25 protein-coding genes are annotated in these 25,926 nt (G+C 35.2%); 12 read left to right on the plus strand and 13 right to left on the minus strand.

All coding sequences use genetic code 11. The annotated features are described in order from the left end of the window. Nucleotides 1-10 precede the first annotated feature (10 nt). Nucleotides 11-979, minus strand: a complete 969-nt coding sequence (locus R2Q16_RS11005) for a KpsF/GutQ family sugar-phosphate isomerase (protein ID WP_316737069.1) — start codon at nt 977-979, stop codon at nt 11-13. Between the two features lie 91 nt (nt 980-1,070). On the opposite strand from R2Q16_RS11005, the gene recQ reads away from it, so the two are divergent. After that, on the plus strand, nt 1,071-3,263 hold the full coding sequence (gene recQ, locus R2Q16_RS11010) for a DNA helicase RecQ (protein ID WP_316737667.1): 2,193 nt from the start codon (nt 1,071-1,073) through the stop codon (nt 3,261-3,263). Nucleotides 3,264-3,374: 111 nt separating this feature from the next. Then, nucleotides 3,375-4,187 carry a 3-deoxy-8-phosphooctulonate synthase gene (gene kdsA, locus R2Q16_RS11015; RefSeq protein WP_316737070.1) on the plus strand — a complete coding sequence of 271 codons (813 nt, stop codon included), beginning with the start codon at nt 3,375-3,377 and terminating at the stop codon, nt 4,185-4,187. A gap of 59 nt (nt 4,188-4,246) precedes the next feature. On the opposite strand, the gene R2Q16_RS11020 is transcribed toward kdsA, so the two are convergent. Beyond that, nucleotides 4,247-6,133: an OmpA family protein gene (locus R2Q16_RS11020; RefSeq protein ID WP_316737071.1), complete on the minus strand. Its 1,887-nt coding sequence runs from the start codon at nt 6,131-6,133 to the stop codon at nt 4,247-4,249. Nucleotides 6,134-6,168: 35 nt separating this feature from the next. Further along, nucleotides 6,169-6,792, minus strand: a complete 624-nt coding sequence (locus R2Q16_RS11025) for a 7-carboxy-7-deazaguanine synthase QueE (protein ID WP_316737072.1) — start codon at nt 6,790-6,792, stop codon at nt 6,169-6,171. A 107-nt stretch (nt 6,793-6,899) separates the two neighbouring features. Between R2Q16_RS11025 and R2Q16_RS11030 the strand changes: the two genes are divergently transcribed. After that, nucleotides 6,900-7,235, plus strand: coding sequence for a Rieske (2Fe-2S) protein (locus R2Q16_RS11030; RefSeq protein WP_316737073.1), 336 nt, complete (start codon nt 6,900-6,902; stop codon nt 7,233-7,235). Between the two features lie 65 nt (nt 7,236-7,300). Here R2Q16_RS11030 and R2Q16_RS11035 read toward each other — a convergent pair whose 3' ends face one another. From R2Q16_RS11035 to R2Q16_RS11065, 7 genes are all read right to left on the minus strand, one after another. Then, nucleotides 7,301-7,720 carry a PIN domain-containing protein gene (locus R2Q16_RS11035; RefSeq protein WP_316737074.1) on the minus strand — a complete coding sequence of 140 codons (420 nt, stop codon included), beginning with the start codon at nt 7,718-7,720 and terminating at the stop codon, nt 7,301-7,303. 3 nt (nt 7,721-7,723) lie between these two features. Then, on the minus strand, nt 7,724-7,984 hold the full coding sequence (locus tag R2Q16_RS11040) for a DUF6364 family protein (RefSeq protein WP_316737076.1): 261 nt from the start codon (nt 7,982-7,984) through the stop codon (nt 7,724-7,726). 121 nt (nt 7,985-8,105) lie between these two features. Further along, the gene (locus R2Q16_RS11045) at nt 8,106-8,987 is read right to left on the minus strand and encodes a bifunctional 5,10-methylenetetrahydrofolate dehydrogenase/5,10-methenyltetrahydrofolate cyclohydrolase (RefSeq protein ID WP_316737077.1); all 882 of its coding nucleotides are present in this window, start codon (nt 8,985-8,987) and stop codon (nt 8,106-8,108) included. An 86-nt stretch (nt 8,988-9,073) separates the two neighbouring features. After that, nucleotides 9,074-10,861, minus strand: a complete 1,788-nt coding sequence (lepA, locus tag R2Q16_RS11050; protein ID WP_316737078.1) for a translation elongation factor 4 — start codon at nt 10,859-10,861, stop codon at nt 9,074-9,076. A gap of 113 nt (nt 10,862-10,974) precedes the next feature. Then, a complete protein-coding gene (locus tag R2Q16_RS11055) occupies nt 10,975-11,121 on the minus strand; it encodes a hypothetical protein (RefSeq protein ID WP_316737080.1) in 147 nt (48 codons plus the stop codon). A 129-nt stretch (nt 11,122-11,250) separates the two neighbouring features. Continuing rightward, entirely contained in the window at nt 11,251-12,675 is a 1,425-nt protein-coding gene (locus tag R2Q16_RS11060; protein WP_316737082.1) for an MATE family efflux transporter, read from the minus strand. A gap of 399 nt (nt 12,676-13,074) precedes the next feature. After that, complete coding sequence (locus R2Q16_RS11065; protein ID WP_316737084.1) at nt 13,075-13,494, minus strand: acyl-CoA thioesterase; 420 nt, start codon at nt 13,492-13,494, stop codon at nt 13,075-13,077. 93 nt (nt 13,495-13,587) lie between these two features. Here R2Q16_RS11065 and R2Q16_RS11070 point away from each other — a divergent pair, with 93 nt between their 5' ends. The 8 genes from R2Q16_RS11070 to R2Q16_RS11105 all read left to right on the plus strand — a co-directional run bounded on the left by R2Q16_RS11070 (nt 13,588) and on the right by R2Q16_RS11105 (nt 23,128). Continuing rightward, on the plus strand, nt 13,588-13,791 hold the full coding sequence (locus R2Q16_RS11070; protein WP_316737086.1) for a hypothetical protein: 204 nt from the start codon (nt 13,588-13,590) through the stop codon (nt 13,789-13,791). A gap of 8 nt (nt 13,792-13,799) precedes the next feature. Continuing rightward, nucleotides 13,800-14,276, plus strand: coding sequence for a hypothetical protein (locus R2Q16_RS11075; RefSeq protein ID WP_316737087.1), 477 nt, complete (start codon nt 13,800-13,802; stop codon nt 14,274-14,276). A gap of 300 nt (nt 14,277-14,576) precedes the next feature. Continuing rightward, the gene (rpsO, locus tag R2Q16_RS11080; protein ID WP_025146265.1) at nt 14,577-14,861 is read left to right on the plus strand and encodes a 30S ribosomal protein S15; all 285 of its coding nucleotides are present in this window, start codon (nt 14,577-14,579) and stop codon (nt 14,859-14,861) included. A 171-nt stretch (nt 14,862-15,032) separates the two neighbouring features. Next, nucleotides 15,033-17,168 carry a polyribonucleotide nucleotidyltransferase gene (gene pnp, locus R2Q16_RS11085; RefSeq protein WP_316737089.1) on the plus strand — a complete coding sequence of 712 codons (2,136 nt, stop codon included), beginning with the start codon at nt 15,033-15,035 and terminating at the stop codon, nt 17,166-17,168. Nucleotides 17,169-17,421: 253 nt separating this feature from the next. After that, nucleotides 17,422-18,093 (plus strand): ribulose-phosphate 3-epimerase, encoded by a 672-nt coding sequence (rpe, locus tag R2Q16_RS11090; protein WP_316737090.1) that lies wholly within the window; start codon nt 17,422-17,424, stop codon nt 18,091-18,093. Between the two features lie 95 nt (nt 18,094-18,188). Beyond that, nucleotides 18,189-20,609, plus strand: coding sequence for a carboxypeptidase-like regulatory domain-containing protein (locus R2Q16_RS11095; protein WP_316737091.1), 2,421 nt, complete (start codon nt 18,189-18,191; stop codon nt 20,607-20,609). Between the two features lie 416 nt (nt 20,610-21,025). Further along, on the plus strand, nt 21,026-22,099 hold the full coding sequence (serC, locus tag R2Q16_RS11100) for a 3-phosphoserine/phosphohydroxythreonine transaminase (RefSeq protein WP_316737092.1): 1,074 nt from the start codon (nt 21,026-21,028) through the stop codon (nt 22,097-22,099). A gap of 78 nt (nt 22,100-22,177) precedes the next feature. Further along, nucleotides 22,178-23,128, plus strand: coding sequence for a D-2-hydroxyacid dehydrogenase (locus R2Q16_RS11105; protein ID WP_316737093.1), 951 nt, complete (start codon nt 22,178-22,180; stop codon nt 23,126-23,128). 100 nt (nt 23,129-23,228) lie between these two features. On the opposite strand, the gene R2Q16_RS11110 is transcribed toward R2Q16_RS11105, so the two are convergent. The 3 genes from R2Q16_RS11110 to R2Q16_RS11120 all read right to left on the minus strand — a co-directional run bounded on the left by R2Q16_RS11110 (nt 23,229) and on the right by R2Q16_RS11120 (nt 24,832). Further along, nucleotides 23,229-23,375, minus strand: coding sequence for a hypothetical protein (locus tag R2Q16_RS11110; RefSeq protein ID WP_316737094.1), 147 nt, complete (start codon nt 23,373-23,375; stop codon nt 23,229-23,231). Further along, complete coding sequence (locus R2Q16_RS11115) at nt 23,356-23,871, minus strand: hypothetical protein (RefSeq protein ID WP_316737095.1); 516 nt, start codon at nt 23,869-23,871, stop codon at nt 23,356-23,358. The genes R2Q16_RS11110 and R2Q16_RS11115 overlap by 20 nt, the downstream gene beginning before the upstream one ends. Nucleotides 23,872-24,052: 181 nt before the next feature. Continuing rightward, the gene (locus R2Q16_RS11120) at nt 24,053-24,832 is read right to left on the minus strand and encodes an SAM-dependent chlorinase/fluorinase (RefSeq protein WP_316737097.1); all 780 of its coding nucleotides are present in this window, start codon (nt 24,830-24,832) and stop codon (nt 24,053-24,055) included. 103 nt (nt 24,833-24,935) lie between these two features. Here R2Q16_RS11120 and R2Q16_RS11125 point away from each other — a divergent pair, with 103 nt between their 5' ends. Further along, nucleotides 24,936-25,895 (plus strand): PhoH family protein, encoded by a 960-nt coding sequence (locus R2Q16_RS11125; protein WP_316737099.1) that lies wholly within the window; start codon nt 24,936-24,938, stop codon nt 25,893-25,895. Nucleotides 25,896-25,926: the final 31 nt, after the last annotated feature.

Consider the following 25,926-nt stretch of genomic DNA (forward strand, 5'->3'; position numbering starts at 1 on the left):
TGATTTAAAATCACACAATTCCCTCGTTAAGCAAATCGTGTAAGTGGATGATGCCAAAATAGGCATTTTGTTCTAAAACAATTAATTGTGTGATGTTATTTTTTTTAATAATGTCCAATGCATCTACAGCAAGTGATTCAACATCAATTGTTTTTGGGTTTTTACCCATTATATCTTCAGCTTTTAAGGAAGTAATATCAACATTGTTTTCTAACATCCTCCTGATATCTCCATCAGTAATAATTCCAAGCATGGTATTGCTAGAATCTACAACAGCAACTGCGCCTAAACGGTTTTTACTAATTTCAATTAATACTTGTTTAACTGATGCATCTGGATTTATTGATGGTTTTTCATTACTCAATGCTAAATCTTTTGCTTTTAAATAAAGTTTTTTACCTAACGAACCACCTGGATGGTATTTTGCAAAATCTTGTTCGTTAAATTCTCTATGCTCCAAAAGGCAAATCGCCAAGGCATCGCCCATAACAAGCTGGGCTGTTGTACTTGTTGTTGGCGCAAGGTTGTGCGGACAGGCCTCTTTTTCAACAGATGTATTTAAAATTAAATCGGCTTGCTGTGCTAAAAATGAATTAAGCTCACCAACCATACCAATTAATATATTACCAGCACTTTTAAGCAATGGTGCCAAAACTTTAATTTCTGGTGTATTGCCGCTTTTGGATATACAGATTATGATATCATCAATCTGAATCATGCCTAAATCTCCATGTATTGCATCAGCTGCATGCATAAAAATTGCAGGTGTTCCGGTAGAATTAAATGTGGCTACAATTTTTTGAGCAATAATTGCACTTTTACCAATACCGGTGATAATAACCCGTCCTTTACATTTTAATATACTTGTTACGGCGTTTTCAAAATCGCTTCCTAAATTTTTTGCAACATTCAAAATTGCTGCTGCTTCTAACTCAAGAGTGCTTATTGCCGATTCTATAGTTGATTTTTTACTTTTCAAAGAGAAAAAAATTGTGTGTTAATAATTGAAATTCTTGTAAAATTATGTTATTTTGGATAGAAAAATAGCATCGCATATTTTATTACACAAAATGGACGTGAAAAAGTCGTTATTTGATAACCTGCAGAATTTTTTTGGGTTTGATAATTTCAAGGGTGATCAAGAATCGATCATCACAAATATTTTAGAAGGCAATAATACTTTTGTTATTATGCCAACGGGCGGAGGGAAGTCTATTTGCTATCAATTACCAGCTTTAATGAGCGAAGGAACAGCAATTGTTATTTCACCATTAATCGCTTTAATGAAAAACCAGGTAGACCAATTACGGGCTTTTGGTGGAAATGATAGTATTGCTCATTTTCTAAATTCATCCCTTAACAAATCTGAAATTACCCAAGTAAAATCTGACTTACTTGCCGGGCACACAAAATTACTTTATGTGGCTCCAGAATCTTTAGCTAAACAAGATAATATTGAGTTTTTAAACTTGATTAAAATTTCTTTTGTGGCTGTTGATGAAGCGCATTGTATTTCGGAGTGGGGACATGATTTCAGACCGGAATATCGCAAGATTAAACAAGTTATAGCAGGGTTAGGAAATAATATTCCAATTATTGCTTTAACTGCCACGGCTACGCCAAAGGTGCAACAAGATATAATGAAGAACCTTGGTATGTCTGAGGCCACTTTATTCAAATCATCATTTAATCGTCCTAATTTATTTTATGAAATCCGCCCGAAGCGTGATATTACGAAGGAAATTATAAAGTATATCAAATCCAATCCGGGTAAATCGGGCATTATTTATTGCCTTAGCCGTAAAAAGGTTGAAGAAGTTGCGGAGGCTCTAAACCTCAACGGAATTAGCGCTTTGCCTTATCACGCAGGTTTGGAACCTAAAGTTAGGGCTGAAACGCAGGATAAATTCTTAATGGAAGATGCTGAAGTAATTGTTGCTACGATTGCTTTCGGTATGGGAATCGATAAGCCTGATGTTCGTTTCGTAATTCATCACGATGTGCCTAAAAGTATGGAAGGTTATTATCAGGAAACTGGTAGAGCTGGTCGTGATGGTGGTGAAGGTGTATGTATTGCTTTTTACGCTCAAAAAGATGTAGATAAACTTGCGAAGTTTATGAAAGACAAGCCAGTTTCTGAACGTGAAATTGGTACTCAAATACTGAAAGAAGTAATTGATTATGCTGAATCTGGCGTTTGCCGTCGTAAACAGATTTTGCATTACTTTGGCGAGAATTTTAATGAAACAGGTTGTAATTGCATGTGTGATAATTGCAAGAAGCCTAAAAAGCAGTTTGATGCTGAAGAACAGTTATCAACTTTGTTGAAATTTATTGAAAAAAGCGGAGAGAAGTTTGATGATGCGCATTTACTAAATGTATTTTTAGGTTTAGAAACTGCTCAAACAATCGCTTACGAACAAAGTAAGTTGCCTGAGTTTGGCATTGGAAAGTTAGATGGAGAATTACTTTGGAAATCTGTTATCCGCCAGGCAGTTTTAAATAATTTTCTTTTTAAGGATATTGATAATTATGGTTTACTAAAATTGACCAAGCAAGGAAAGGAATTTATTGCAAATCCTTACAGCTTGAAATTTATACTGAACGAGCCAATTCTTGAAACCGGTGGTGATGATGATGAAGATGATGTAAAACAAGGCACAGGTGCTTTGGATACGCATTTATTGCAATTGCTTAAAGATTTGCGCAAGAAAATTGCCAAACAGAAAAGTGTTCCGCCGTTTGTTGTTTTTCAAGATCCTTCACTGGAGGAAATGTGTACACATTATCCAATTACAACTGAAGAATTGAAACAAATCTCTGGTGTTGGTTCGGGTAAAGCAATGAAATTTGGTTCTCCTTTTATCGAATTAATTAAAAAATACGTTGAGGATAACGATATTGAACGCCCTATTGATTTAATTATCAAAACGCAGGCAAATAAATCTCAAATGAAAGTTTCTATCATTCAAAATATTGATAGACAAATTGGTTTGGAGGATATTGCCGATTCAAAAGGCATTACTTACGAGGAAATTTTAAAGGAAGTAGAATCAATTGTTAATTCAGGCACCAAGCTAAATCTTAATTATTTTATAGATGAGGTTATCGATGATGATAGGCAAGATGAAGTTTTCGACTATTTCCGAGCAGCTGAAAGCGATTCTATTGATGAAGCGCTTAATGAGCTTGGTGAAACTGATTATACCCGAGAAGAAATTCAATTAATGCGAATTAAATTTATGTCGGAACTCGGAAACTAGCTGTGATGTTTGATGGAAGATGTGAAATGGATAGTGTTGTTCATTCGCGTTTACCATCTATCATTATGCATTTTCCGTTATCCATCTTCCATTTTATATAACACATTTTACATGCTTAACTATTTAGATAAAATAAAAAATACAGAATCCGGTAATTTCTTTTTAATGGCTGGCCCATGTGCAATTGAAGGTGAGGATATAGCACTTAGAATTGCCGAGAAAATTATTTCGATTACGGATAAACTTCAAATTCCATATATTTTTAAAGGTTCTTACCGCAAAGCGAACAGGAGTAAAGGCAGTTCTTTTACAGGGATTGGCGATGAAAAAGCTTTAAAAATTCTGGAAAAAATTGGTCGTGAATTTGGTGTGCCAACTGTTACTGATATTCATGAAAGTAATGAAGCTGCTATGGCTGCTGCTTATGTAGATGTATTGCAAATTCCTGCTTTCCTTTGTCGTCAAACTGATTTATTAATTGCAGCAGCGCAAACAGGTAAAGTAGTTAACGTTAAAAAAGGCCAGTTTTTATCAGCAGGTTCTATGAAATTTGCGGTCGAGAAAATCAAGGAAGCCGGAAATGAAAAGGTAATTTTAACCGATAGAGGAAATACATTTGGCTATCAAGATTTAATTGTTGATTATCGTGGTTTGCCGGAAATGCAAGGTTTCGGCGTTCCGGTAGTTATGGATTGTACACATTCTTTACAGCAGCCGAACCAAAGTAGTGGTGTAACTGGAGGAAAACCCGAATTAATTTCGACTATTGCTAAAGCTGCGATTGCTGTAGGTGTAGATGGTTTGTTTATCGAAACGCATCCTGACCCTGCTAATGCAAAATCTGATGGTGCTAATATGCTTCATTTAGATTTGCTGGAAGAAACTTTGGTTAAACTCGTTCGAGTTAGACAAGCGATTTTGTAATGCCTACAAACAGTATTTCTTTTAGTATATTATAAAGAAATACTGTTTCCTTTTCACTGCTATACTTTAGTAATCACAAAAGAAGTTCGGCGGTTATATTTTCTACCTGCTTCAGTTTTATTATCTGCAATGGGTTTGCTCGGACCAAAGCCTTTAAATGTAAGTCGGGTTGCATTAATGCCATTTTTCACCAGGTATTCATAAACCGCATTTGCCCGATTAAGCGATAACTTCTCATTTAATTTAGCATTGCCAACATTGTCCGTATGACCTTGTATTTCTATATTAACGTTTTCGTTTTGTTGCAGAAAATCAATTAATAAATTTAATTCTCTTATAGAAATTGGCAACAAATTGTATTTATTAGTATCGAAAAATATGTTTCTCAAATTAACATTGCCACCCTGTTTAATTTTTTCTATGTAAACTTCAATTTGATAAGGTTTATTTATATCACCTTGTTTCAGTTCGAAATTTTCCGAGTAAAACATATAGCCATCTGCATTAACATTAAACAAGTAATCGCTTCCAATTGGCATAACCGCTAAAAATTGACCAGTTTCGGCATCCGTATAATCATCAAAAACAGTTTTATTCGTTTTTAAATCAACTACCTGAACATTACTTTCAATCGTTCTTCTGCTATCCTTATCTTTTACTATTCCTTTAACGTAGCTTACCTTCATTGGCTTTGCAGCCTCGGGAATTCCAAAACTGTAAATATCCTGACCCCCGAACCCGACTTTCATATTTGAGGAAAAAAGCCCAAAATTACCGTCTGCACTTACAATTAAGCCATTTTCATCTTCAAATGAGTTTATCGGATATCCCATATTTTTTGGAGTTGAAAACTTTCCACTTTCATCCATTTTGCTGTAAAAAATATCCTTATTTCCAAAGCCTGGCCAACCATCAGATGAGAAATACAGAGTTTTACCATCCGCATGCATGAATGGCGTACTTTCATCAAACGCAGTATTAATTTCAGCGCCAAGATTTATAGCAGGTCCCCATTTCGCATCGTCCGTAATTGTACTTTTCCAGATATCGTAGCCGCCAGAACCACCAGGGCGATTGCTGATAAAATACAAAGTTCTACCATCTGGACTAATCGCTGGTTGAGACTCCCAATATTCTGAATTTACAGGTTTGCCAATATTATATGGTTCTCCCCAATCTTTTCCTTCACGATGTGATACATAAATATCACATCTTCCCATGCCATCTGGGCGATTACATCCTGTAAAAAATAGATACTTTCCATCAGGAGAAATGGTTTGCGCACCTTCGTTGTATTGTGTAGTATTTATTTTGGTTGATAAAGGTGTTGCTAAATTCCAGGAATTGTTCTTGAATTGTGAAGTATAAAAGTCTTCGTTATTGCTTGCTTGCCTGGTAAACACCAAAGTTTCTCCATCGGCGGTGAGTGCAGGGAAATACTCAGAATCGGCAGTATTTACGCCTTGCCCCAAATTTGTTGGTGTAAACTTAACAGGATTATTAATTGCAACTGCCGCGAAGTCACAATCAGTCAAATATTTTTTAGCTTTTCTTACCCGGTCTGATGAAGTTTCTAAGGTTAAAAATTCTTCAAAATGTTTTTTTGCTGAAAGATAATCTTGTAATGCAAATTCTACTTCGGCCAATCCATAAATTACTGCAGACGGAATGTTTTTATTGATTGTAATTGCTTTCTGATATGCATTTTTGGATTCTGCATACTTCTTTTGAAGCTTATTAACGTTGGCAAGAAGCAAGTAAGCCATTTGAAATGAGGGGTCGGCTTCTATCGCACTTTTTAAAGCAGTTTCTGCACCAGCATAATCTTGCTTTTGTATTAAAGTACCAGCATTTTCAAAAAATGACTGTGCTTTTCTACTGCTTGAATTTTGTGCAGATAAATTAAAGGCAAATAAAATAAAAACGATAAATAAACTAAACCTCATAAACTAACATTTGGTTATTAGCTAATGTATCGATTTTAAGGAATATTTAAAAATTTGTGTGTTTGTAAAGAAATTTCCCATTTAGGGTTTGCCATAACGTATTCAATAATCATCGGCGTAATTTCTTTCGATTTAGACCACTCTGGTTGTAGATACAATTTGCAGGTTGGAGATACCATTGCGGCATATTCCTCTGCCCATTTGAAATCACTTTTATTAAAAACAATAACTTTTAATTCGTGTGCAAAAGGTGTAATATCGGGGCGTGGTGCTTTAAATTTTTTAGGTGATAAGCAAATCCAATCCCAGTTTCCAGAAAGTGGATAAGCTCCGGAAGTTTCGATGAAAGTTAAAATTCCCCGTTCTTTAAGCTTGTTTGTTAAATAATCTAGATTATAAATTAATGGCTCCCCACCAGTAATTACAACAGCTTTGCCCGGAAATTTATCAGCATTTTCAACAATAACATCTGCGTGTGTTAAAGGGTGCATTTCTGCATCCCAACTTTCTTTAACATCGCACCAATGGCAACCCACATCACAGCCGCCTAAACGAATAAAATATGCTGCTTTTCCAGTATTAAACCCTTCGCCTTGTATGGTGTAAAACTCTTCCATTAAGGGAAGTAATGTGCCGTCTTCTGGTATGTCTTGTTTCATTTTTTGAGGATGCAAATATCTTAAAAAAATATGGTCTAAATGCTTCTCATTTAAAAATTAATGTAAAGATGAAACAACACTGATATTTAATTATTTATTTTAGCCTTATGAAGTGGCTTAAAGCATTAAATAAAATTCAAATACCAGTTAATGGAGATATCAAAACTATTAATCTTAATGGAAAGCAGCTTTGTGTAATCAATAATGATGATGAAATTATCGCTTCCCAATCTTTTTGTCCTCACGCTGGAGGCCATTTTTCTGGCGGTTGGTGTAAAAATGGTCATTTAATATGCCCAGTTCATCGCTATGCGTACGATTTAAAAACCGGAAGAGGTGCCGAAGGACAAGGGGATTATATTAATATTTATCCTGTTGAAGTGCGAGATGATGGATTGTATATTGGTTTTGAAGAAAGTTGGTGGAGCAGACTTTGGGCGTAGGATTTAATCGCAGATAAATGGATGAGCACAGGTATGATATTGATGAAATACCTGTGATTAATTATCTAATTCAATAAATGCCTTTTAAAAAACTCTTGACAACTCAATACTTCAAGATCAGCAAAATAAAAATCTTCAATATCTTCCGTGATTATGCATTTACAATCAACAGATTCAGCAGCATAATATTCCAAACCATCTTCAAAATCATGAATTGATTTGTTTGATAACGTATCAAAAACACCTTTAGACGAATTTGGGGCAATTTTAATGTACTGACAAAGTAAATCAATTTTTTGTTTTGCTACTTGGGATTTATGTTTCTTTTCTGCAAAGTAGAAAGCGATTGCCAAGCAAAGTGGCGAAGTATAAATTTCAAATTTCGGATGTGATGCTAAACTTAAAATTCTTGATGAATAGGTAAATAAAGGATATTCTTTATTTAATACTGAAACTAAAACGTTGGCATCTAAAAATATTTTCATCAATTACTTTTTCGAAGAGAAGAATTCATCTTTTGAAGCTTTACGACTTGGTTTAACTGTTTTTTTGTATTCTATTTCTCCCTCTGCAACCATGCTCACCCAATCAGATATGGGGTAATCTTCTAAAGATTTGTAATCACTGGATGTAACCTGAACTAATAAATGTTCAATTAATCTTGATAAGCTAATGTTATTATCGGCAGCATATTTCTTTGCTTTTGTAACTACATCCTGATTAAAGCTTAATGTGAGTTTCGAATCCATATCATTGTATTTTATACTACAAATATAAATATTACGTGTAGTAAAAAATAGTTATACGTAAAAAAAAATCAACTCAAATATTTGAGTTGATTTTGGATGTTAGGCGTTTTAATCTTTCAGCCTACTTGTATATTTCTTTTCTTGCCGATGCTAAGGTATTTTTCAGTAAGCCCACTATTGTCATCAAACCAACACCACCCGGTACAGGTGTAATGTAAGAAGATTTTGGTGCAACATTATCAAAATCAACATCTCCGTATAGTTTAAAACCAGATTTTGTTTCTGTAGAAGTTTCACGGTTAATACCGACGTCGATTATTATTGCTCCAGGCTTAACCATATCTGCAGTAACAAAATTCTTTTTACCAATTGCCGCAACAATAATATCAGCTTGAAGAACCTGTTCTTTTAAGTCTTTAGTACGTGAGTGTGTAAGTGTAACCGTACAATTGCCTGGGTTTGCGTTACGAGCCATTAAAATACTCATCGGGCTACCAACAATATTACTTCGGCCTACAACAACGCAATGCATTCCAGTTGTATCAATATTGTATTCTTTCAACATCAACAAAATACCATAAGGCGTAGCTGGAATAAAACAAGGCAAATTACGCATCATTCTGCCCAAATTCACCGGGTGGAAACCATCCACGTCTTTGCGGTAATCAATCTTTTCGGTAACTTTTTCAGGGTCGATGTGTTTTGGTAGAGGCAATTGAACAATTAAACCATCAACATCAGCATCTTGATTAATTTCTTCAATTTTAGCCAATAATTCAGCTTCAGTTACTGAGTTATCGTATCTATGAAGAGAAGATTTAAATCCTACTTTTTCGCAATTTTTCATTTTGCTTGCGACGTAAGTTTCGCTGCCACCATCATTACCAACTAAAATGGCAACCAAATGTGGTTTTCTACCTGTTGTATTTAAAAATTCAGCTGCCTCTTCAGCAATTTGAACTTTAACTTTTTCTGATACGTATTTACCGTCTAATAATTTCATTTAGCATTGAGTATAGCGTATTGAGTATTGAGATATAACTGCTTATTGCAAATCGCAATACGCTTATCGCAATACGCAATACTAGGTTAATCCAATTTCAAAACCGCCATAAACGCCGATTGCGGAATCTCTACGTTTCCAACCTGACGCATACGTTTTTTACCTTTTTTCTGTTTCTCTAATAGTTTACGTTTACGAGAAATATCGCCACCATAACATTTAGCCGTTACATCCTTACGTAAAGCACTTAGCGTTTCGCGGGCAATAACTTTGGCACCAATAGAGGCCTGTATTTTAATCTCAAACTGTTGACGAGGGATTAACTCTTTTAATTTCTCACAGATTTTCTTTCCGAAATCATAAGCATTACTGCGGTGAATTAATGAAGATAACGCATCAACAGGTTCATCATTAATTAGCATATCTAAACGTACCAAATCCGATTTTCGGTAACCAACTTGATGGTAATCGAAAGAAGCATAACCCTTAGAAATTGTTTTTAATTTATCGTAAAAATCAAATACAATCTCGCCCATCGGCATTTCAAAAACCAACTCAACTCTATCACTTGTTAAATAAGACTGGTTAACAATGGTTCCACGTTTTTGAATACAAAGAGACATTACCGGACCAACAAATTCGGCCTTAGTAATAATGTTAGCTTTAATAAAAGGCTCTTCTACCGAATCCAATTTACTTGGGTCTGGCAAATCAGATGGATTATTTACAAAAATTTCAACTCCTTTAGTGGTGTGCGCTATATAAGATACGTTAGGTACGGTAGTAATTACCGTCATATCAAATTCACGCTCCAAACGCTCCTGAATAATCTCCATGTGCAACATGCCTAAGAAGCCGCAACGGAAACCGAAACCTAATGCAGCAGAACTTTCAGGTTCGAAAACAATAGAGGCATCGTTTAGCTGCAACTTATGCATCGCTTCGCGAAGTTCTTCAAAATCATCAGTATCAACAGGGTAAATGCCAGCAAAAACCATTGGCTTAACCTCTTCAAAACCTTGGATAGCACCATCTGCAGGTCTGGCAACTGTTGTTATAGTATCACCAACCTTCACCTCGCGTGCTTCCTTAATTCCTGAAATAATGTATCCCACGTCTCCGGTTTTAACCACATTACGTGGAGACATATCAAGCTTTAAAATACCAACTTCATCAGCTAAATATTCTTTAGCTGTATTGATGAATTTTACTTTATCGCCTTTCTTGATTTCGCCATTTACCACTTTGTAATAAGCAATAATTCCTCTAAACGAATTGAAAACTGAGTCGAAAATTAATGCTTGTAAAGGAGCTTCAGGGTCGCCAATCGGAGCAGGTACACGGTCAACAATTGCTTGGATAATATCAGGAATGCCCATGCCTGTTTTACCAGAAGCCGGAATAATATCTTCACGTTTACAGCCAATCAAATCAATAATTTGGTCTTTTACTTCCTCAGGCATTGCACCTGGTAAGTCCATTTTATTTAAAATTGGAATAATCTCAAGGTCGTGCTCAAGAGCTAAATATAAATTCGAAATCGTTTGTGCCTGAATCCCTTGTGATGCATCAACAATCAATAATGCGCCTTCACAAGCTGCAATTGAGCGAGAAACTTCATAAGAAAAATCTACGTGTCCGGGTGTATCAATAAGGTTAAATACATATTCCTCACCACCAACTTTGTAGTTCATTTGTATGGCATGACTTTTAATTGTAATGCCTCGCTCACGCTCCAAATCCATGTTGTCGAGCAATTGCGCCTGCGCTTCACGCTGCGAAATTGTCGCTGTATATTCTAATAACCTATCGGCCAAAGTGCTCTTCCCGTGGTCAATATGTGCAATAATGCAAAAATTACGTATATGCTTCATCTTTGCGCAAAGATATGCTTTTTAATGGAAAATTTAAGATGGAAAATAGAAGCCAAAAAGCTTGAATGGTTATTACATTTTGAAAAGCAAGGTTCGGTAATTCTTCGGTTATTTTAGTCCTGCTTTCCGTTGCAATCTTTTTCAAACAACTTCTGTCTTTCTAAGTACGAAGAATCTGTTTCATCGGCTGCAAATGATAACACAATTAAGGTCGCTGTAGTTTCAAAAGTATTTCCATTACAATCAGGTTTATTTAACATAAAAGATTAGTTCTTTTGTTAATTTTTCTGCCACGCAAAACACAGAAATCACAGAAAGTTTAGTCTAGATATTCTTCATTTTAAAACCTAATTCCGTGTAAATCCGTGTTTTCGCGGCAAACTGAAAAATTAAACCATAGTTTTCTTCCATTTACCTTTTTTGAATAAGATAAATGCGGCAATAGCAATTCCTGCTTCAGCGCTCGGTATAGCAATAAAAACTCCTGTCGGACCCATTTCTAAATACTTAGCTAAAAAATATGCCAACGGAATCTGAAACAGCCAAAACGCGAAAACATTAATTTTTGTGGGAGTCCAGGTATCCCCGGCACCATTGAAGGCACTGCTAAAAACCATCGCCGAACCATAAATAACGAAACCAATACTCAAAATTTTCAATGCTCGGCTTGCAATTTCTATCACTTTAACATCTGAAGTAAAAAATGAAGCAAACAAATGACCGCAGGTTAAAAATACCACACTAACCACTGCCATAAAAATAATGATGTATTTTAAGGTTTGGAAAACAGATTGTTCTGCTCTATCAATATGGCCTGCACCTAAATTTTGTCCCACTAAGGTTGCGGCAGCATTACTTAAACCCCAAGCTGGTAACAAGAAAAACATCATTAATCTCAAGGCTGTTTGGTAACCCGCCGAACCCTCATCGCCACCTGTTGTGGCTACCAATTCGGCTAAGAAAACCCAACTGCAACTTGCAATCACAAATTGAAAAATAGCAGGAGCAGCAATTTTAACAATGGCTTTTATTTGCTCAAAATCAGGCAAGAAATGACTGACGCGAATTTTTAAAGCATTTTTGCCATTGAATAAATTATAAATCTGGTAGGTTACTCCCAAACCACGACCAATAGTTGTAGCGATAGCTGCACCAGTTAAACCAAATGCAGGAATTGGTCCGAAGCCATTAATAAAAATAGGGCAGAGGATGATGTTTGCAATATTGGCTATCCATAAACTTCGCATTGCGATAGCTGCATTACCAGCACCTCTAAAAATTCCATTGATTAAAAAAAGCAAAACGATAATGATGCTTCCGCCCATCATAATTTGAATGAAAGTTGTACCGTGGTCTGCTGTTTCTGCTGATGCGCCCATTAATAAAAGGATGTCTCTGGCGTAAATTAAACCTGCTATACTGATGATTAGATTTACAGCAACAGCAATTACAATAGTTTGCATACCGGATTTTGATGCAGCTTCCGGATTTTTCTCGCCAATTCTTCGGGCAACAACAGCTGTGGCAGCCATACTCAAGCCTATAGCTAATGAGTAAATAATGGTTAAAACCGATTCAGTTAAACCAACGGTTTGTATGGCGTGGCTACTATTCTCTAAATGTCCAACGAAATATAAATCGACTAATGCAAAAACAGATTCCATAGCCATTTCCAACATCATTGGAATGGCTAAAAGAATTATCGCTCTCTTGATGCTTATGGAAGTTAAATCAACCTCATGACCTTTTATAGATTGTACTAATAAATCGAAAAAAGAAGATAGTTTGCCCTGCGCCTTTGTTGACTGTGACATATATAATATTTGTGAAATGTAATGAATAAACCTTTGTGAATACTAAAAAAAATATTCAAATTGATGTTGTTAGGGAGGAAATCCTAGGTTAATTAAAACCTTAAACGGATTGCAGATACTATCATGGTTTTTTCTTCTTGATGTAACAAAGATAATTAAAAAAATCTATTGTCAAATTTTGATGACTGATTTTAAGGCATTAATTAAATAATTGTCACGGAGACACGGAAGTCACGGAGATAATTCTCTATATTTCGGTTCATGGAGATATGAAGAGAGACGAGGATAGTCAAACAGCGAGTCGGTCTTTTGACTGGAGTGTAGCGAAGCCGAGAAATCTTTTAAACAGTTTAAAAGATTTCTCGGCTTCGCTCGAAATGACGGTTTAACCAAGCATGACTAGATACTGTATGCTTTTATCATTTCCTCAGTTACCTTTGTGCCACGGCTTGTATTTAAGTCGATAAGTACATAGTCAAAAATGCCATCAGAAGCTATTTTTCCAGTTTTTTTATTGATGATTTCGAATTGAACGGAACAACCTTTATCATGCATGGTTAAAATTCCAGTTCTAATTAACATTAAATCATTCATTAATAAAGGGCGTTTGAAATTAATATCTACTCGACTAACCACCCAACCTAAACCCAATTTTGTAAAATGTTCCCAAGGCATATTATAGAATTTTTCCATTTGCTCGTAACGGGCAGCAAGTACATAATCTAAATATTTGCTGTTATGTACATGGTTAAACATGTCTATATCATCTGGGCGTACGCGTAGTTCGCTTTCGAAAATGCTAAATTGATTCTTTTCCAAGGGTAAATGTTTTCTGCAAAAGTATAGAATTGACCCAAGATATATTTACATAATTACATCTTTTATATATCAAATTTTGTATTTTTGATGTAAATGGGAAAACTTAAGTTGTATGATATTTCAATCCCACGTGAAGCGATTGCTGAAGAACGTGAAAATGTATATTTAAGTCGTAATCCTGAACAGCGCTTTTTTAATATTTTGAAACTTAATCATATATCGGTCGCTATGAATGGCGGTAAACCATTAAAATTTCCACAAGGAAAAGGGATTATTATTCATAAGCCTAACAAATAATTTTCAATATGTCTTTTGATAAAGAAAATCCAGAAATGCTTTTGTTATTAAAAACCTTTCAAAAATTCAATTTGCTTTATCTTATTGTTGGTGGCTTTGCTGTAAACCGATATGGATATAGTAGAACCACAGGAGATTTAGATATTTATTTAAAGGATACCATTGATAATCGCCAAAATCTTATTTACGCTTTGGATGATATGGGTTACGGTAAATATGATATGCTTTTAAATGTTCCGATTATAGCAGGATATTGTGAAATTATGATGGATGATGGAATGTATGCAGATTTAATGACCGATATTCCTGGGCTGGATAAAAAAAAGTTTAATGAATATTTTCAAATGGCTACGGTTGACGAAATAAATGGCGTTAAGGCGCGATTTCTACATTATAATCATCTTCTTGAAAATAAACGTGCAACGAACAGACCGAAGGACCAATTAGACGTTTTAGAATTAGAGCGAATTAATAAGAAAAACTAAGTTTGTTGAACAACCTTAAATTTTCTAAACCCGACTTAGCGGAAATACTTTTTGCAATACTTTCAGAATGAGATTGCTTCGCCGTTCCTCCTCGCAAAGACGACAAAGCAAGTACAATAGGCAAAAAGATTGTAGCGAGGGCGGGAGTGTGGTAGCCGATAAAAAACAGAAGCTTGCTTTCCAAATAATCAAGCGATTAGCTTAAAAATTCTATCTGTAAATTACACTTGCTTATAATTGAAAATAGCTTTATCTTTGCGCCACAATTAATTAATTTTTACACTTTAATATTATTCAAGAATGTATTTAAGTCCAGAAAAGAAAGCCGAAATCTTTAAACAACACGGCGAAGTTGAAACCAATACTGGTTCAGCAGAAGGTCAGGTAGCGTTATTTACATACCGTATTGCGCACTTAACAGAACACTTAAAGAAAAATCGTAAAGATTTCTCTACACAGTTATCACTTCAAAAATTGGTAGGTAAACGCCGCGGTATTTTGGCTTACTTATACAAAAAAGATATTGAGCGCTATCGTGCTATCATCAAAGCTTTATCGCTTCGTGATATCATTAAACAAAAATAAGCGTAATTTTATCAACAAGAGCCATTCTTTAGGGAATGGCTTTTTAATTTTCAGTAGCTTTACAACGAGTTATTGAAAATGATGCAAGTTTAGGTTTGCTTAATTGAAAAAACAAAAACATATATAAACAAGGTGTGCGCAAAGAGGAAAACACACCACAATTCTAATTAAATGAATGTAATAAAAAAATCGTTCGATTTGGGCGATGGCAGAACAGTTGAAATTGAAACTGGTAAATTAGCGAAACAAGCTGATGGTTCGGTTGTAGTAAAAATGGGCGATACGATGTTGTTAGCAACAGTTGTATCTACTGTTGGCGCTAAACCAGGAACTGATTTTTTACCGTTATCGGTTGATTATCAAGAGAAATATGCGGCTACAGGTCGTATTCCAGGTGGGTTTTTACGTCGTGAGGCTAGATTATCTGATTACGAGGTTTTAATTTCTCGTTTGGTAGATAGAGCTTTACGTCCGCAGTTTCCAAGCGATTATCACTCTGATACTCAGGTGATGATTTCACTAATTTCTGCTGATAAAAATATTATGCCAGATTGTTTGGCAGGTCTAGCGGCATCTGCTGCACTATCAGTTTCTGATATTCCATTTAACGGTCCAATTTCTGAGGTACGTGTAGCTAAAATTGATGGCAAATTGGTTATCAATCCTTATGCTAGCGATTTAGAACGTGCAACTTTAGAATTTATGGTTGCTGGTTCGGCTAACGATATTTGTATGGTTGAAGGTGAGTGCGATGAAATTCAGGAAAATGAAATGGTTGAGGCTTTAAAATTTGCACATGATGCAATTAAAGTTCAATGTGCCGTTCAGGTTGAATTAACTGAAGCTACTGGCAAAACTGTAAAACGCGAATATAGTCACGAAGATCACGATGCTGATTTAAAAGCTAAGGTTTATGCTGATACTTACGATAAAGTGTATGCTGTAGCAAAATCAGGTTCGAATAAAGATGAACGTAAAGTTGGTTTTACAGCTATTATTAATGAATTTTTCGAGGCTATGCCAGAAGATACTGCAGATTTAACTAAAGCAATGGCTAAACATTATTATCATGATGTTCAGTATGATGCGATTAGAAATTTGTTGTTAGATGAAGGTATTCGTTTAGATGGAAGAAAAACAACTGAAATTCGTCCAATTTGGAGTGAAGTTGGTTATTTGCCAGCAGCACACGGATCGGCAGTATTTACACGTGGCGAAACGCAATCGTTAACATCGGTTACTTTAGGTAGCAAAGATGATGAGCAAATGATTGATGGTGCTTTCTTTAATGGTTATCAAAAATTCTTATTGCATTATAATTTCCCTGGTTTCTCAACTGGTGAGGTTAGACCAAACAGAGGTGCTGGTCGCCGCGAAATTGGTCACGGTGCTTTAGCACAACGTTCGTTGAAAAAAGTTTTACCTCAAGGTGAAGCTAATCCATATACAATTCGTGTGGTTTCTGATATTTTAGAATCTAACGGTTCATCATCAATGGCTACTGTTTGTGCTGGTACTTTAGCGCTAATGGATGCTGGTATTAAAATTAAATCTCCAGTTTCTGGAATTGCAATGGGTTTAATTACTGATGAGAAAACTGGTAAATACGCAATCCTTTCTGATATTTTAGGTGATGAAGATCACTTAGGTGATATGGACTTTAAAGTAACTGGTACTGAAAATGGTATCGTTGCTTGCCAGATGGATTTGAAAATCAACGGCTTATCGTACGAAGTATTGACTAAAGCCTTATTACAAGCTAAAGATGGTCGTTTACACATCTTGAACGAGATGAAGAAAACCATCGGTGCGCCTAATGAAGATTACAAACCACATGCTCCACGTATTGTTTCTTTAACTATTGAGAAAGAATTTATTGGTGCAATTATCGGCCCTGGAGGTAAAATTATCCAAGAAATGCAACGCGAAACTGGTGCTTCAATCTCTATCGAGGAAGTTGATGGTAAAGGTATCGTAGAAATTTTTGCCGATAATAAAGCTTCGATTGATGCTGCTGTTACACGTATCCGTAACATCGTTGCTAAACCGGAAATCGGTGAAATTTATCAAGGTAAAGTAAAATCAATTATGCCATTTGGTGCATTTGTTGAGGTTATGCCAGGTAAAGATGGTTTATTACACATTTCAGAAATTTCATGGGAGCGTTTAGAAACTATGGATGGTGTATTGAAAGAGGGTGATAAAATTGAGGTTAAATTATTAGACATCGATAAACAAGGTAAAATGAAACTTTCTCGTAAAGTTTTATTGCCAAGACCAGAAAAACCAGCTGCGCCACAAGCGTAAGTGAAAAGTCCGAGGTCGGAAGTCCGAAGTCGGAAAATATATTTGAAACCCTTTCAGTTTACTGAAGGGGTTTTTTGTTTGAAATTATAACGAAGTTCATTCTTTCTGATTTAGAACTTTCAGACTTGTTTTGTAACTTGCCTTATCTGTAAAATTGTTTAACCAATTCGTCATTGCGGGGCACGAAGCAATCTTTGCATTCCGTTATAATGAGATTGCTTTGTGCCTTGCAATGACGATAAAAATAAATTGAATGAAACACATTATTGCCCCATCCATACTTGCTGCTGATTTTGCCAACCTACAACGCGATATTGAAATGATTAATCAAAGCGAAGCCGATTGGTTTCATGTTGATGTTATGGATGGTGCGTTTGTTCCGAATATATCTTTTGGCTTTCCAGTAATTGAAGCGGTTAAAAAATATGCTAAAAAACCTTTGGATGTGCATTTGATGATTGTTAAACCTCAAAGATTTGTAGAGTGGTTTGCAAAGGTAGGTGCAGATAGAATTACGGTTCATTATGAAGCTTGCACTCATTTGCATAGAACAATACAAGCGATAAAAGCCACTGGTTGTAAAGCTGGTGTGGCTTTAAATCCTCATACACCAGTTTTATCTTTAGAAGATATTATCGAAGATTTGGATTTGGTTTTAATTATGTCGGTAAATCCTGGCTTTGGCGGGCAGGAATTTATTCATAATACTTACAAGAAAATCGGCGATTTGAAACGGTTGATTCAAGGGAGAAATGAAGATTTAATTATCGAAGTTGATGGTGGAGTAGGACTGCAGAATATTGGAACATTAATGTCGGCAGGTGCTAATGCTTTTGTAGCCGGAAGTGCAATTTTTACAACTGAAAGTCCAGCCGAAACCATTTCTAAAATGAAAAGTTTAGCGCAAAATAGTGTAAACATTTAATTGGTTTATTGCTAGATTGTTTTGTTTATGGCGGGTTGATTTAATACTCATAATGTCAATCTTGATACTCGATACTTTTATCTTGATACTAACAAATGCTCCAACTCCGACTAATCCTTTTCTTGTTGATTGTTAGTTGCGGTTTTACTGTGGCTCAGCCATTAGTTAGAGTTTCTGGAATAGTCTACAATAACGAGAATTTACCGCTTTCTCAAGTAACGGTAATTGTTCTTGGGCAAGCTCAATCTACAATTACCGATGAATTCGGTGTGTATACCATCTATTCAAAATCGCGAACTTTTAGCATTAAATATTCACTTTTAGGTTATCAGCCGCGAACATTAAAATTCAATGAGCATTCTGGCGCAAGGATAACGCAACAAGTAAATTTAGTGGCCAATATTAACGAATTAGAACAAGTTAATATTACGGATAAACAAAATCAGCTGAGCAATACAACAACTATTAATATAGCCGATGTTGCTTCTATGCCTTTGGTTTCTGGTAATTTTGAAACGATGCTTAAAATGCTTCCTGGTGTATCTACAAATAACGAGTTAAGTGCGCAATATAGTGTTCGTGGTGGTAATTTCGATGAAAATTTGATTTATATTAATGATGTGGAGATTAACCGACCTGTATTAATCCGCAACGGACAGCAGGAGGGCTTAAGTTTTATAAATTCAGAATTGGTTAGTAAAGCCAAATTTTCTGCCGGTGGCTTCGAAGCAAAGTATGGCGATAAATTATCGTCAGTTTTAGATATACGATACGATAAACCAGATAGTAACCAAACCATTCTAAGTACCAGTCTTTTAAATACTTCTATAACAGCAAAGCGGGTTTTTAAGAAGAGTTTTTTACTTGCTGGTTTACGCTATAAAAACAACGCTAATGTATTGATAAAGCAAGATGAAAAAGGTACTTACAGTCCGAATTTTGGCGATGTGCAAGTTTTGTATCAGTACGATTTTACGCCAAAGTTTAATATTAGCCTTTTAGGGAATCTGAATTTAGGGCAATTCAAGCTTTTGCCAACTAATCGTGAGACACAATTTGGAACACTTAATACTACATTGAGACTAAATGTTGATTATACTGGGCAAGAAATCGATGATTATCAGACTTTAGGCTCCGCGATAACGGCAACATATTCTCCAAAACCAAATTTGGTTGTCAAATTCATCAATAGCTATTTTAATACAATAGAGCGAGAACGGTTTGACATTAATGGAAGTTATGTTTTTGATGAATTAGATACAAGTTTTCCAATTCAAAATTTTGGTCCGGTTACCAAAAATAAGGGTGTTGGCAGTTATTATAACTACGGCAGAAATAGTTTAAATACCCAAATTTTCGCTTCTGAGATTAAGGTTGACCAAAATTTTGACAACCATGTCTTTTCTTGGGGATTGAAATTTGATAAATCTAAATTTGATGACCGATTAAACGAATATAATTATACGGATTCAGCAGGTTTTATTTTGCCAAATAATGGGAGAAATATTGTGTTGCAAAATGTAATTAACGTAGAAAACAATATCGATATAAAAAATTATAGTGCTTATGTTCAGGATAGTTATTCGCTTTCTAATTATGCAGAACTTCAACTGGGTGCACGTGCAACTTACAACTCTTTAAGTAAACAATTATTGGTTAGTCCGAGATTGCTAATTGCCTACAGACCGAATACAAATAATAAAATTTTAAGGTTTACCGCAGGTGTTTACAAGCAGCCGCCATCTTATAGAACCATTCGTGATTTTACTGGTGAATTGAATAATAATCAGAAAGCCCAAAGCTCTTACAATACTTCTATTGGTTACGATTATGCCTTTGACGCTTTCGGTACCCGATTGAAATTTACATCAGAAGCTTATTTTAAATACTCAGATAGGTTGATTCCTTATAAAATTGATAATTTGAGAATTAAATATTTAGCTAATGAAGTTTCAAGAGGTTATGCTTACGGTGCAGATTTTAGCGTGGGGGGCGAGTTTGTAAAAGATTTGGTTTCTTATTTTCGTATGTCGGTAATGCATGCCAATGAAGATATTATTGGAGATAGTTACGTGCAGAATGGCACAATCATTTATCCTGGCTATTTAAAAAGACCAACTGACCAAAGGTTAAATCTTTCAATTTTCTTTCAAGATAAATTATTGAATAGTCCTACTTATAAAGTGCATTTGAACATGCTTTACGGCTCTCGTTTACCAATTGGGCCATCGCAAACACCTAAGTATTTGGATAAATTTTACGTTCCATCTTATAAACGCATTGATATTGGTTTCTCGAAAGATTTTTTGGATGATGCAGCTGGACATAAACCGAAATTTTTAGATAAAAATTTTAATTCTGTAATTCTGTTTTTTGAGGTTTTTAATATGCTTAATATCAACAACACCGTTTCTTATTTATGGCTTAAGGATGTTGATAATGTACAATATGCGATACCAAATTATTTAACCGGCAGACAGTTTAATTTAAAGTTGATCGTGAAACTGAAAAATTGAACAGGATTAATGGATTAAAAGATTTTAGGATTTTACTTTCTCAAGCAATACGATTTGATGTTAGTTGAATTTTACAGTTCTCATGAAAAACTTTCCGATTAAATGCTGAACTGACTTATTTAAACCCGACAGAAGCGGAAATACTTTTTGTTGCAAAGACCTTACAAAATCAATGTACATTCATAAAAAGATTAGAGCAAATGGCGGGACTGTTTTATCAAACTAGCTGCTGTGCTTGCTTTTCTAAATAAAAGGAATTTCATAATCGTTGGTTAAACGTTTTAATTACAAAAACCGTAATTAAATACTAAAATGAAGCCTGATTTTTAACAAAATTTAATTTTTTATGATACGATTTTCTACCTATTAGTGCTTTAAAAATTTTACATTTACGGCGTAACGATTTATATAATAAGATGAAGCATAATTTTGGCGCAGGCCCTTGTATTTTACCTCAAGAAGTGTTTAAACAAGCTGCACAGGCAGTTTTAGATTTTAACGATGGATTATCGATTTTAGAAATTTCGCACAGAACAACCGAATTTGAGGCTGTTGTTGCTGAAGCAGAAAAATTGGTTAAAGAGTTATTAAACGTGCCATCGGGTTATTCCGTTTTATTTTTACAAGGCGGTGCAAGTTTGCAATTTGCTATGGTGCCAATGAATTTATTGGGCGACGGACAAACTGCAAGTTATTTAGATTCGGGGGTTTGGGCAACTAAGGCCTTAAAAGAAGCAAAATTTATAGGTAATGTGAATGTTGTAGCATCTTCTAAGGAAGCAAACTATACTTTCATTCCTAAAGATTATGAAATTCCGTCTGATAGTGCTTATTTCCACTACACTTCTAACAACACGATTTACGGTACAGAGCTTTTTGATGTACCTGCAACCAATGTTCCTGTTGTTTGTGATATGTCTTCGGATATTATGAGCCGCGTAATCGATGTATCGAAGTTTGATTTGATTTATGCTGGTGCGCAAAAAAATGTTGGTCCGGCGGGTTTAACAATAGCAATTGTTAAGGATGAAGTTTTAGGTAAAATCGACCGTAAAATTCCATCGATGTTAAACTATCAGGCGCACATTGATAATGGCTCAATGTACAATACACCTCCGGTTTTTTCTATTTATGTGGCACTATTAAATCTTCGTTGGTTAAAATCTAAAGGTGGTGTTGCCGAAATCGAAAAAGAAAACAAGCAAAAAGCTGAAGCGCTTTACAGAGAAATTGACCGTAATCCATTATTTAAAGGTACTTGCGCTGTTGAAGACCGTTCGAGAATGAATATTTGTTTTGTAATGGAGAATCCTGAATTGGAGAAACCATTTTTGAAACTGGCTGAAGAGCAAGGTATTGTTGGTATTAAAGGCCACAGAAGTGTCGGCGGTTTCCGTGCATCTATGTATAATGCTTTACCAATTACGAGTGTACATGCTTTGATTGATGCCATGCAAACTTTTGAAGAGAACCAAGCAAAAGCAAATTAATTTTAAATTATAACGCAGATAACATGGATATTAAAAATCCTACTAATCTAAAAATCTGCGGAATCATCATCCATAACAATGATTAAAATATTAGCAAATGATGGAATTGACCCCATCGGTAAAGAATTATTAGAAAAAGCAGGATTTCAGGTTGATACTGAAACTATCCCGCAAGAACAATTAGCTGAAGCTTTAAGAAATTATGATGCTATTACTGTTCGCAGTGCTACAAAAGTTAGAAAAGAGCTTATTGATGCCGTTCCAAATATTAAACTAATTGGTAGAGGTGGTGTTGGTATGGATAATATTGATGTTGAATATGCCCGTAGCCAAGGTGTTGCCGTTGTGAATACGCCAGCAGCTTCTTCATTATCTGTTGCTGAATTGGTTTTCTCGCACTTATTTACTGGCATTCGTTTTTTACAGGATGCTAATCGTAAAATGCCAATTGAAGGTTCTACTCAATTTAATAATCTTAAAAAAGCTTATGCTAAAGGGACTGAACTAAGTGGTAAAACTATAGGTATAATCGGTTTCGGACGTATTGGTCGTGCAACGGCAAAGGTTGCTTTAGGTTTAGGTATGAATGTTTTGGCTTATGATTTATATGCTTCAGAATCTGAAATTACTTTAGATTTTCAAGGTGGTAAATCGGTAAGTATTCCAATTAAAACAGTTTCTTTAGATGAAGTAATTTCTGGAAGTGATTTCTTGAGTTTACATACACCTTTTGCTGATAAGCCTATTTTAGGTGCTGAAGAATTCGTTAAAATGAAAAACGGAGTTGGCATTGTAAATTGCTCTCGTGGTGGAACAATTGATGAACCGGCTTTAATTGAAGCGATTGATTCTGGTAAAGTTGCTTTTGCAGGTTTAGATGTATTTGATAATGAACCTACGCCTCTTGCAGCAATTTTAACGCACCCTAAAATTTCTCTAACACCACACATCGGTGCATCAACAAATGAAGCTCAAGAACGTATTGGTACGGAATTGGCAACATTAATTATTGAGCATTTTAAGAAATAAGCTATTTCTGTCACTCTGAACTTGTTTCAGAGTCTTTTTTATATAGAAGCTGAAATGAATTCAGCATGGCGAAGAAAGGCCAACTGTTTAGTTGGCCTTTTTAATCTGATGCATTCGTTGTTACCCAATAACGATAGCCCAAAATAGCTTTTTGAATATTCGTTAGCTTACTTGGGTCTTTCTTGTATAAGCTTGGTAAAATGATTTTGTTAATCTTTGCCAAAGCCTTAAACAATCCTTTTTTCATAATTTTTGATTCTTTTGTTGAAGAAGTAAAACCCTCCAAGTATAATTAATACTAAAAAAGCGATGATATAGGTTGATATTCCCTGGCCGTTATGTTTTGCTGCGTTTTTAAGTTCTTCATTTTGATCTTGAAGTTTTTTGATAGAACGCATATAATTTTCTATCCTTTCTTGCGAATTATCGGCTACAGCAACTTTTTGTTCATTTTGCAAATCTTTGTAATCCATTAACACTTTTAATTCTTTGAAAATATTATTGTCGGTTAAAACCACCTGACGAAGAATTTCATTTGAATTTTTGATGTCTTTTCTGGTTTGCCAGCCAAATATTCCAGTACGTTGGTTTAAGCTTTCATCATATTGACCAAACTTTTGGCTTCGCTCTGCAAGCATACTATTTACTTTTACTCGTTGTGCTGCATAGGCTGTTGTATCTTGTTGTGCAAAAGTTTGGCAACCCATTAGTAGTATGTAGAACAGGTAAAAATATTTCTTCATGTACTATAAACGTGAAAGGTTGGAAGTTGTTTGAAACTTAGTTTAATGGAGTTCATTTGTCATTAGTTCATTGGTTTGCAAAGTTTCATCAATAACGGCCGTATATTGGTGGCTTTTAGTATAAATACTATTTAAGCTACCAGACTAGTGAACAATTAAACTAATAAACTGCTGAACTTAACTAAGGATGAAACTCTACCCGAACAATATCGCCCAAATGCAAACCAAGTAATCCACTCGCTTTTCCTTTATTTATGGCGATTTCAAGATGATTGCTGATACCGAAGAGGCACAATTTTTCTCCTTCAGATACTTCGTTGTAATGCCAGCTTAATTGGGTAATGGTTTCGCTTTTTCTAAAATACAAGGTGAAATCTCGATTTTTTTGAATTCTTGTGAATAAGTCTTTCGTGATATTGGTAATCACATTGCAAAAGGTATCAATGTAAACAACGCTTCCACGAATGATATCTCGCTCTATTACAGGATGCAAAAGCATCTTCTGTTCAATCTCTGCTACAGGTAATCCAATATCTTTTAATTTACCACCTTTGGCCAAATGAGTTGCCGCCTTTACAAAAATATCAACCAAAGGAAAGTGAAGGTATTTCAAATCCTGCATAATATTCAGTTCAACAACTTCTTCTGGCAATTCATCAAATAGCAGAGAAAAAATGCCATTATCTGCACCTACAAAATAATGTTCGCGATGTTTAACGGCAATATATTTGGTGTTTTCGCTATAAACGGAATCAATTCCAATCAAATGAACCGTATTTTTAGGGAAGTACGGATAAGCATTCTTTAAAACAAATGCCGCATAAGAAATATTAAATGATGGAACTTCGTGGGTTATGTCAACTAAATTAACATTAGGCATAAGACTTAACAGGCTACCTTTAAGGGCGCTCTGGTAAAAATCTTTCGAACCTAAATCTGTTGTTAAAGTAATTATCCCCATTAAAAATTCATTATTATTGCTTATTCTTGTGTGGAGGCGTAAGCGTCTGCAAATATTCAAATTTTAATTAATATAGCCCGATAACTTTTTAAAATACTATAATTTGAACGAATTAAAATTAACACTGGATAGCGTAAATCCTGCTCATTTTTGGGGAGCAAATAATGAGAATTACGAAATGATTAAAGGTTCGTTCGCCAAATTAAAACTGGTTGCGAGAGGTAGTGAAGTTAAGGTACTGGGTGATGAACAGGAACTTAAGGCTTTTGAGGAAAAGTTTAATCAACTTGTAACGCATTTAGAAAAATACAGCTCTTTGACCAATAACGATGTAGAATCAATACTTGGAGCAAAAGCAAGCGGCGTAGCAAAAAAAGATGTTGAGCAACCAACTGGTGGTGGTGGAGAAGTAATTGTATTTGGTACAAATGGATTATTAGTTAAGGCAAGAACGGCTAATCAGCGCAAAATGGTGAGCAGCATTGCAAAAAACGATATTCTCTTTGCAATCGGCCCTGCCGGAACTGGAAAAACCTACACAGCAGTAGCTTTAGCTGTTCGAGCGTTAAAGAACAAGGAAATAAAACGAATTATTTTAACTCGTCCGGCGGTTGAGGCAGGGGAAAATCTTGGATTCTTACCTGGCGATTTAAAAGAAAAAATTGACCCGTATTTACGTCCGCTATATGATGCCCTGGATGATATGATTCCGGCAGAAAAACTGAAATTTTACATCGAAAACCGAACAATTGAAATTGCACCATTGGCTTTTATGCGTGGACGTACTTTGGATAATTGTTTTGTAATTTTAGATGAGGCGCAAAATGCTACCGATATGCAGTTGAAAATGTTTTTAACTCGTATGGGCCCAACCGCCAAATTTATTGTTACGGGTGATGTTACTCAAGTCGATTTACCCAAAAAGCAAATGTCAGGCTTATTTAATGGTTTAAGGATTTTGGAAGATATCAAAGGCATCGATATTATTTATCTAAGCGGAGAAGATGTTGTTCGCCATAAATTGGTTAAAGATATATTGAAAGCTTACGGTGATATACAGTAAAGTCTGAAGTTTTTAGTCAGAAGACCGAAGA

The organism is Pedobacter aquatilis (genome assembly GCF_032678425.1).
GTDB lineage: Bacteria > Bacteroidota > Bacteroidia > Sphingobacteriales > Sphingobacteriaceae > Pedobacter > Pedobacter aquatilis_B.

Excerpts from the sequence above, each read along its gene's own strand:
- recQ (WP_316737667.1), top strand. The coding sequence starts at position 1,071 with ATGGACGTGAAAAAGTCGTTATTTGATAACCTGCAGAATTTTTTTGGG.
- kdsA (WP_316737070.1), top strand. The coding sequence starts at position 3,375 with ATGCTTAACTATTTAGATAAAATAAAAAATACAGAATCCGGTAATTTC.
- R2Q16_RS11020 (WP_316737071.1), bottom strand. The coding sequence starts at position 6,133 with ATGAGGTTTAGTTTATTTATCGTTTTTATTTTATTTGCCTTTAATTTA.
- R2Q16_RS11025 (WP_316737072.1), bottom strand. The coding sequence starts at position 6,792 with ATGAAACAAGACATACCAGAAGACGGCACATTACTTCCCTTAATGGAA.
- R2Q16_RS11030 (WP_316737073.1), top strand. The coding sequence starts at position 6,900 with ATGAAGTGGCTTAAAGCATTAAATAAAATTCAAATACCAGTTAATGGA.
- R2Q16_RS11035 (WP_316737074.1), bottom strand. The coding sequence starts at position 7,720 with ATGAAAATATTTTTAGATGCCAACGTTTTAGTTTCAGTATTAAATAAA.
- R2Q16_RS11040 (WP_316737076.1), bottom strand. The coding sequence starts at position 7,984 with ATGGATTCGAAACTCACATTAAGCTTTAATCAGGATGTAGTTACAAAA.
- R2Q16_RS11045 (WP_316737077.1), bottom strand. The coding sequence starts at position 8,987 with ATGAAATTATTAGACGGTAAATACGTATCAGAAAAAGTTAAAGTTCAA.
- lepA (WP_316737078.1), bottom strand. The coding sequence starts at position 10,861 with ATGAAGCATATACGTAATTTTTGCATTATTGCACATATTGACCACGGG.
- R2Q16_RS11055 (WP_316737080.1), bottom strand. The coding sequence starts at position 11,121 with ATGTTAAATAAACCTGATTGTAATGGAAATACTTTTGAAACTACAGCG.
- R2Q16_RS11060 (WP_316737082.1), bottom strand. The coding sequence starts at position 12,675 with ATGTCACAGTCAACAAAGGCGCAGGGCAAACTATCTTCTTTTTTCGAT.
- R2Q16_RS11070 (WP_316737086.1), top strand. The coding sequence starts at position 13,588 with ATGGGAAAACTTAAGTTGTATGATATTTCAATCCCACGTGAAGCGATT.
- R2Q16_RS11075 (WP_316737087.1), top strand. The coding sequence starts at position 13,800 with ATGTCTTTTGATAAAGAAAATCCAGAAATGCTTTTGTTATTAAAAACC.
- rpsO (WP_025146265.1), top strand. The coding sequence starts at position 14,577 with ATGTATTTAAGTCCAGAAAAGAAAGCCGAAATCTTTAAACAACACGGC.
- pnp (WP_316737089.1), top strand. The coding sequence starts at position 15,033 with ATGAATGTAATAAAAAAATCGTTCGATTTGGGCGATGGCAGAACAGTT.
- rpe (WP_316737090.1), top strand. The coding sequence starts at position 17,422 with ATGAAACACATTATTGCCCCATCCATACTTGCTGCTGATTTTGCCAAC.
- R2Q16_RS11095 (WP_316737091.1), top strand. The coding sequence starts at position 18,189 with ATGCTCCAACTCCGACTAATCCTTTTCTTGTTGATTGTTAGTTGCGGT.
- serC (WP_316737092.1), top strand. The coding sequence starts at position 21,026 with ATGAAGCATAATTTTGGCGCAGGCCCTTGTATTTTACCTCAAGAAGTG.
- R2Q16_RS11105 (WP_316737093.1), top strand. The coding sequence starts at position 22,178 with ATGATTAAAATATTAGCAAATGATGGAATTGACCCCATCGGTAAAGAA.
- R2Q16_RS11110 (WP_316737094.1), bottom strand. The coding sequence starts at position 23,375 with ATGAAAAAAGGATTGTTTAAGGCTTTGGCAAAGATTAACAAAATCATT.
- R2Q16_RS11115 (WP_316737095.1), bottom strand. The coding sequence starts at position 23,871 with ATGAAGAAATATTTTTACCTGTTCTACATACTACTAATGGGTTGCCAA.
- R2Q16_RS11120 (WP_316737097.1), bottom strand. The coding sequence starts at position 24,832 with ATGGGGATAATTACTTTAACAACAGATTTAGGTTCGAAAGATTTTTAC.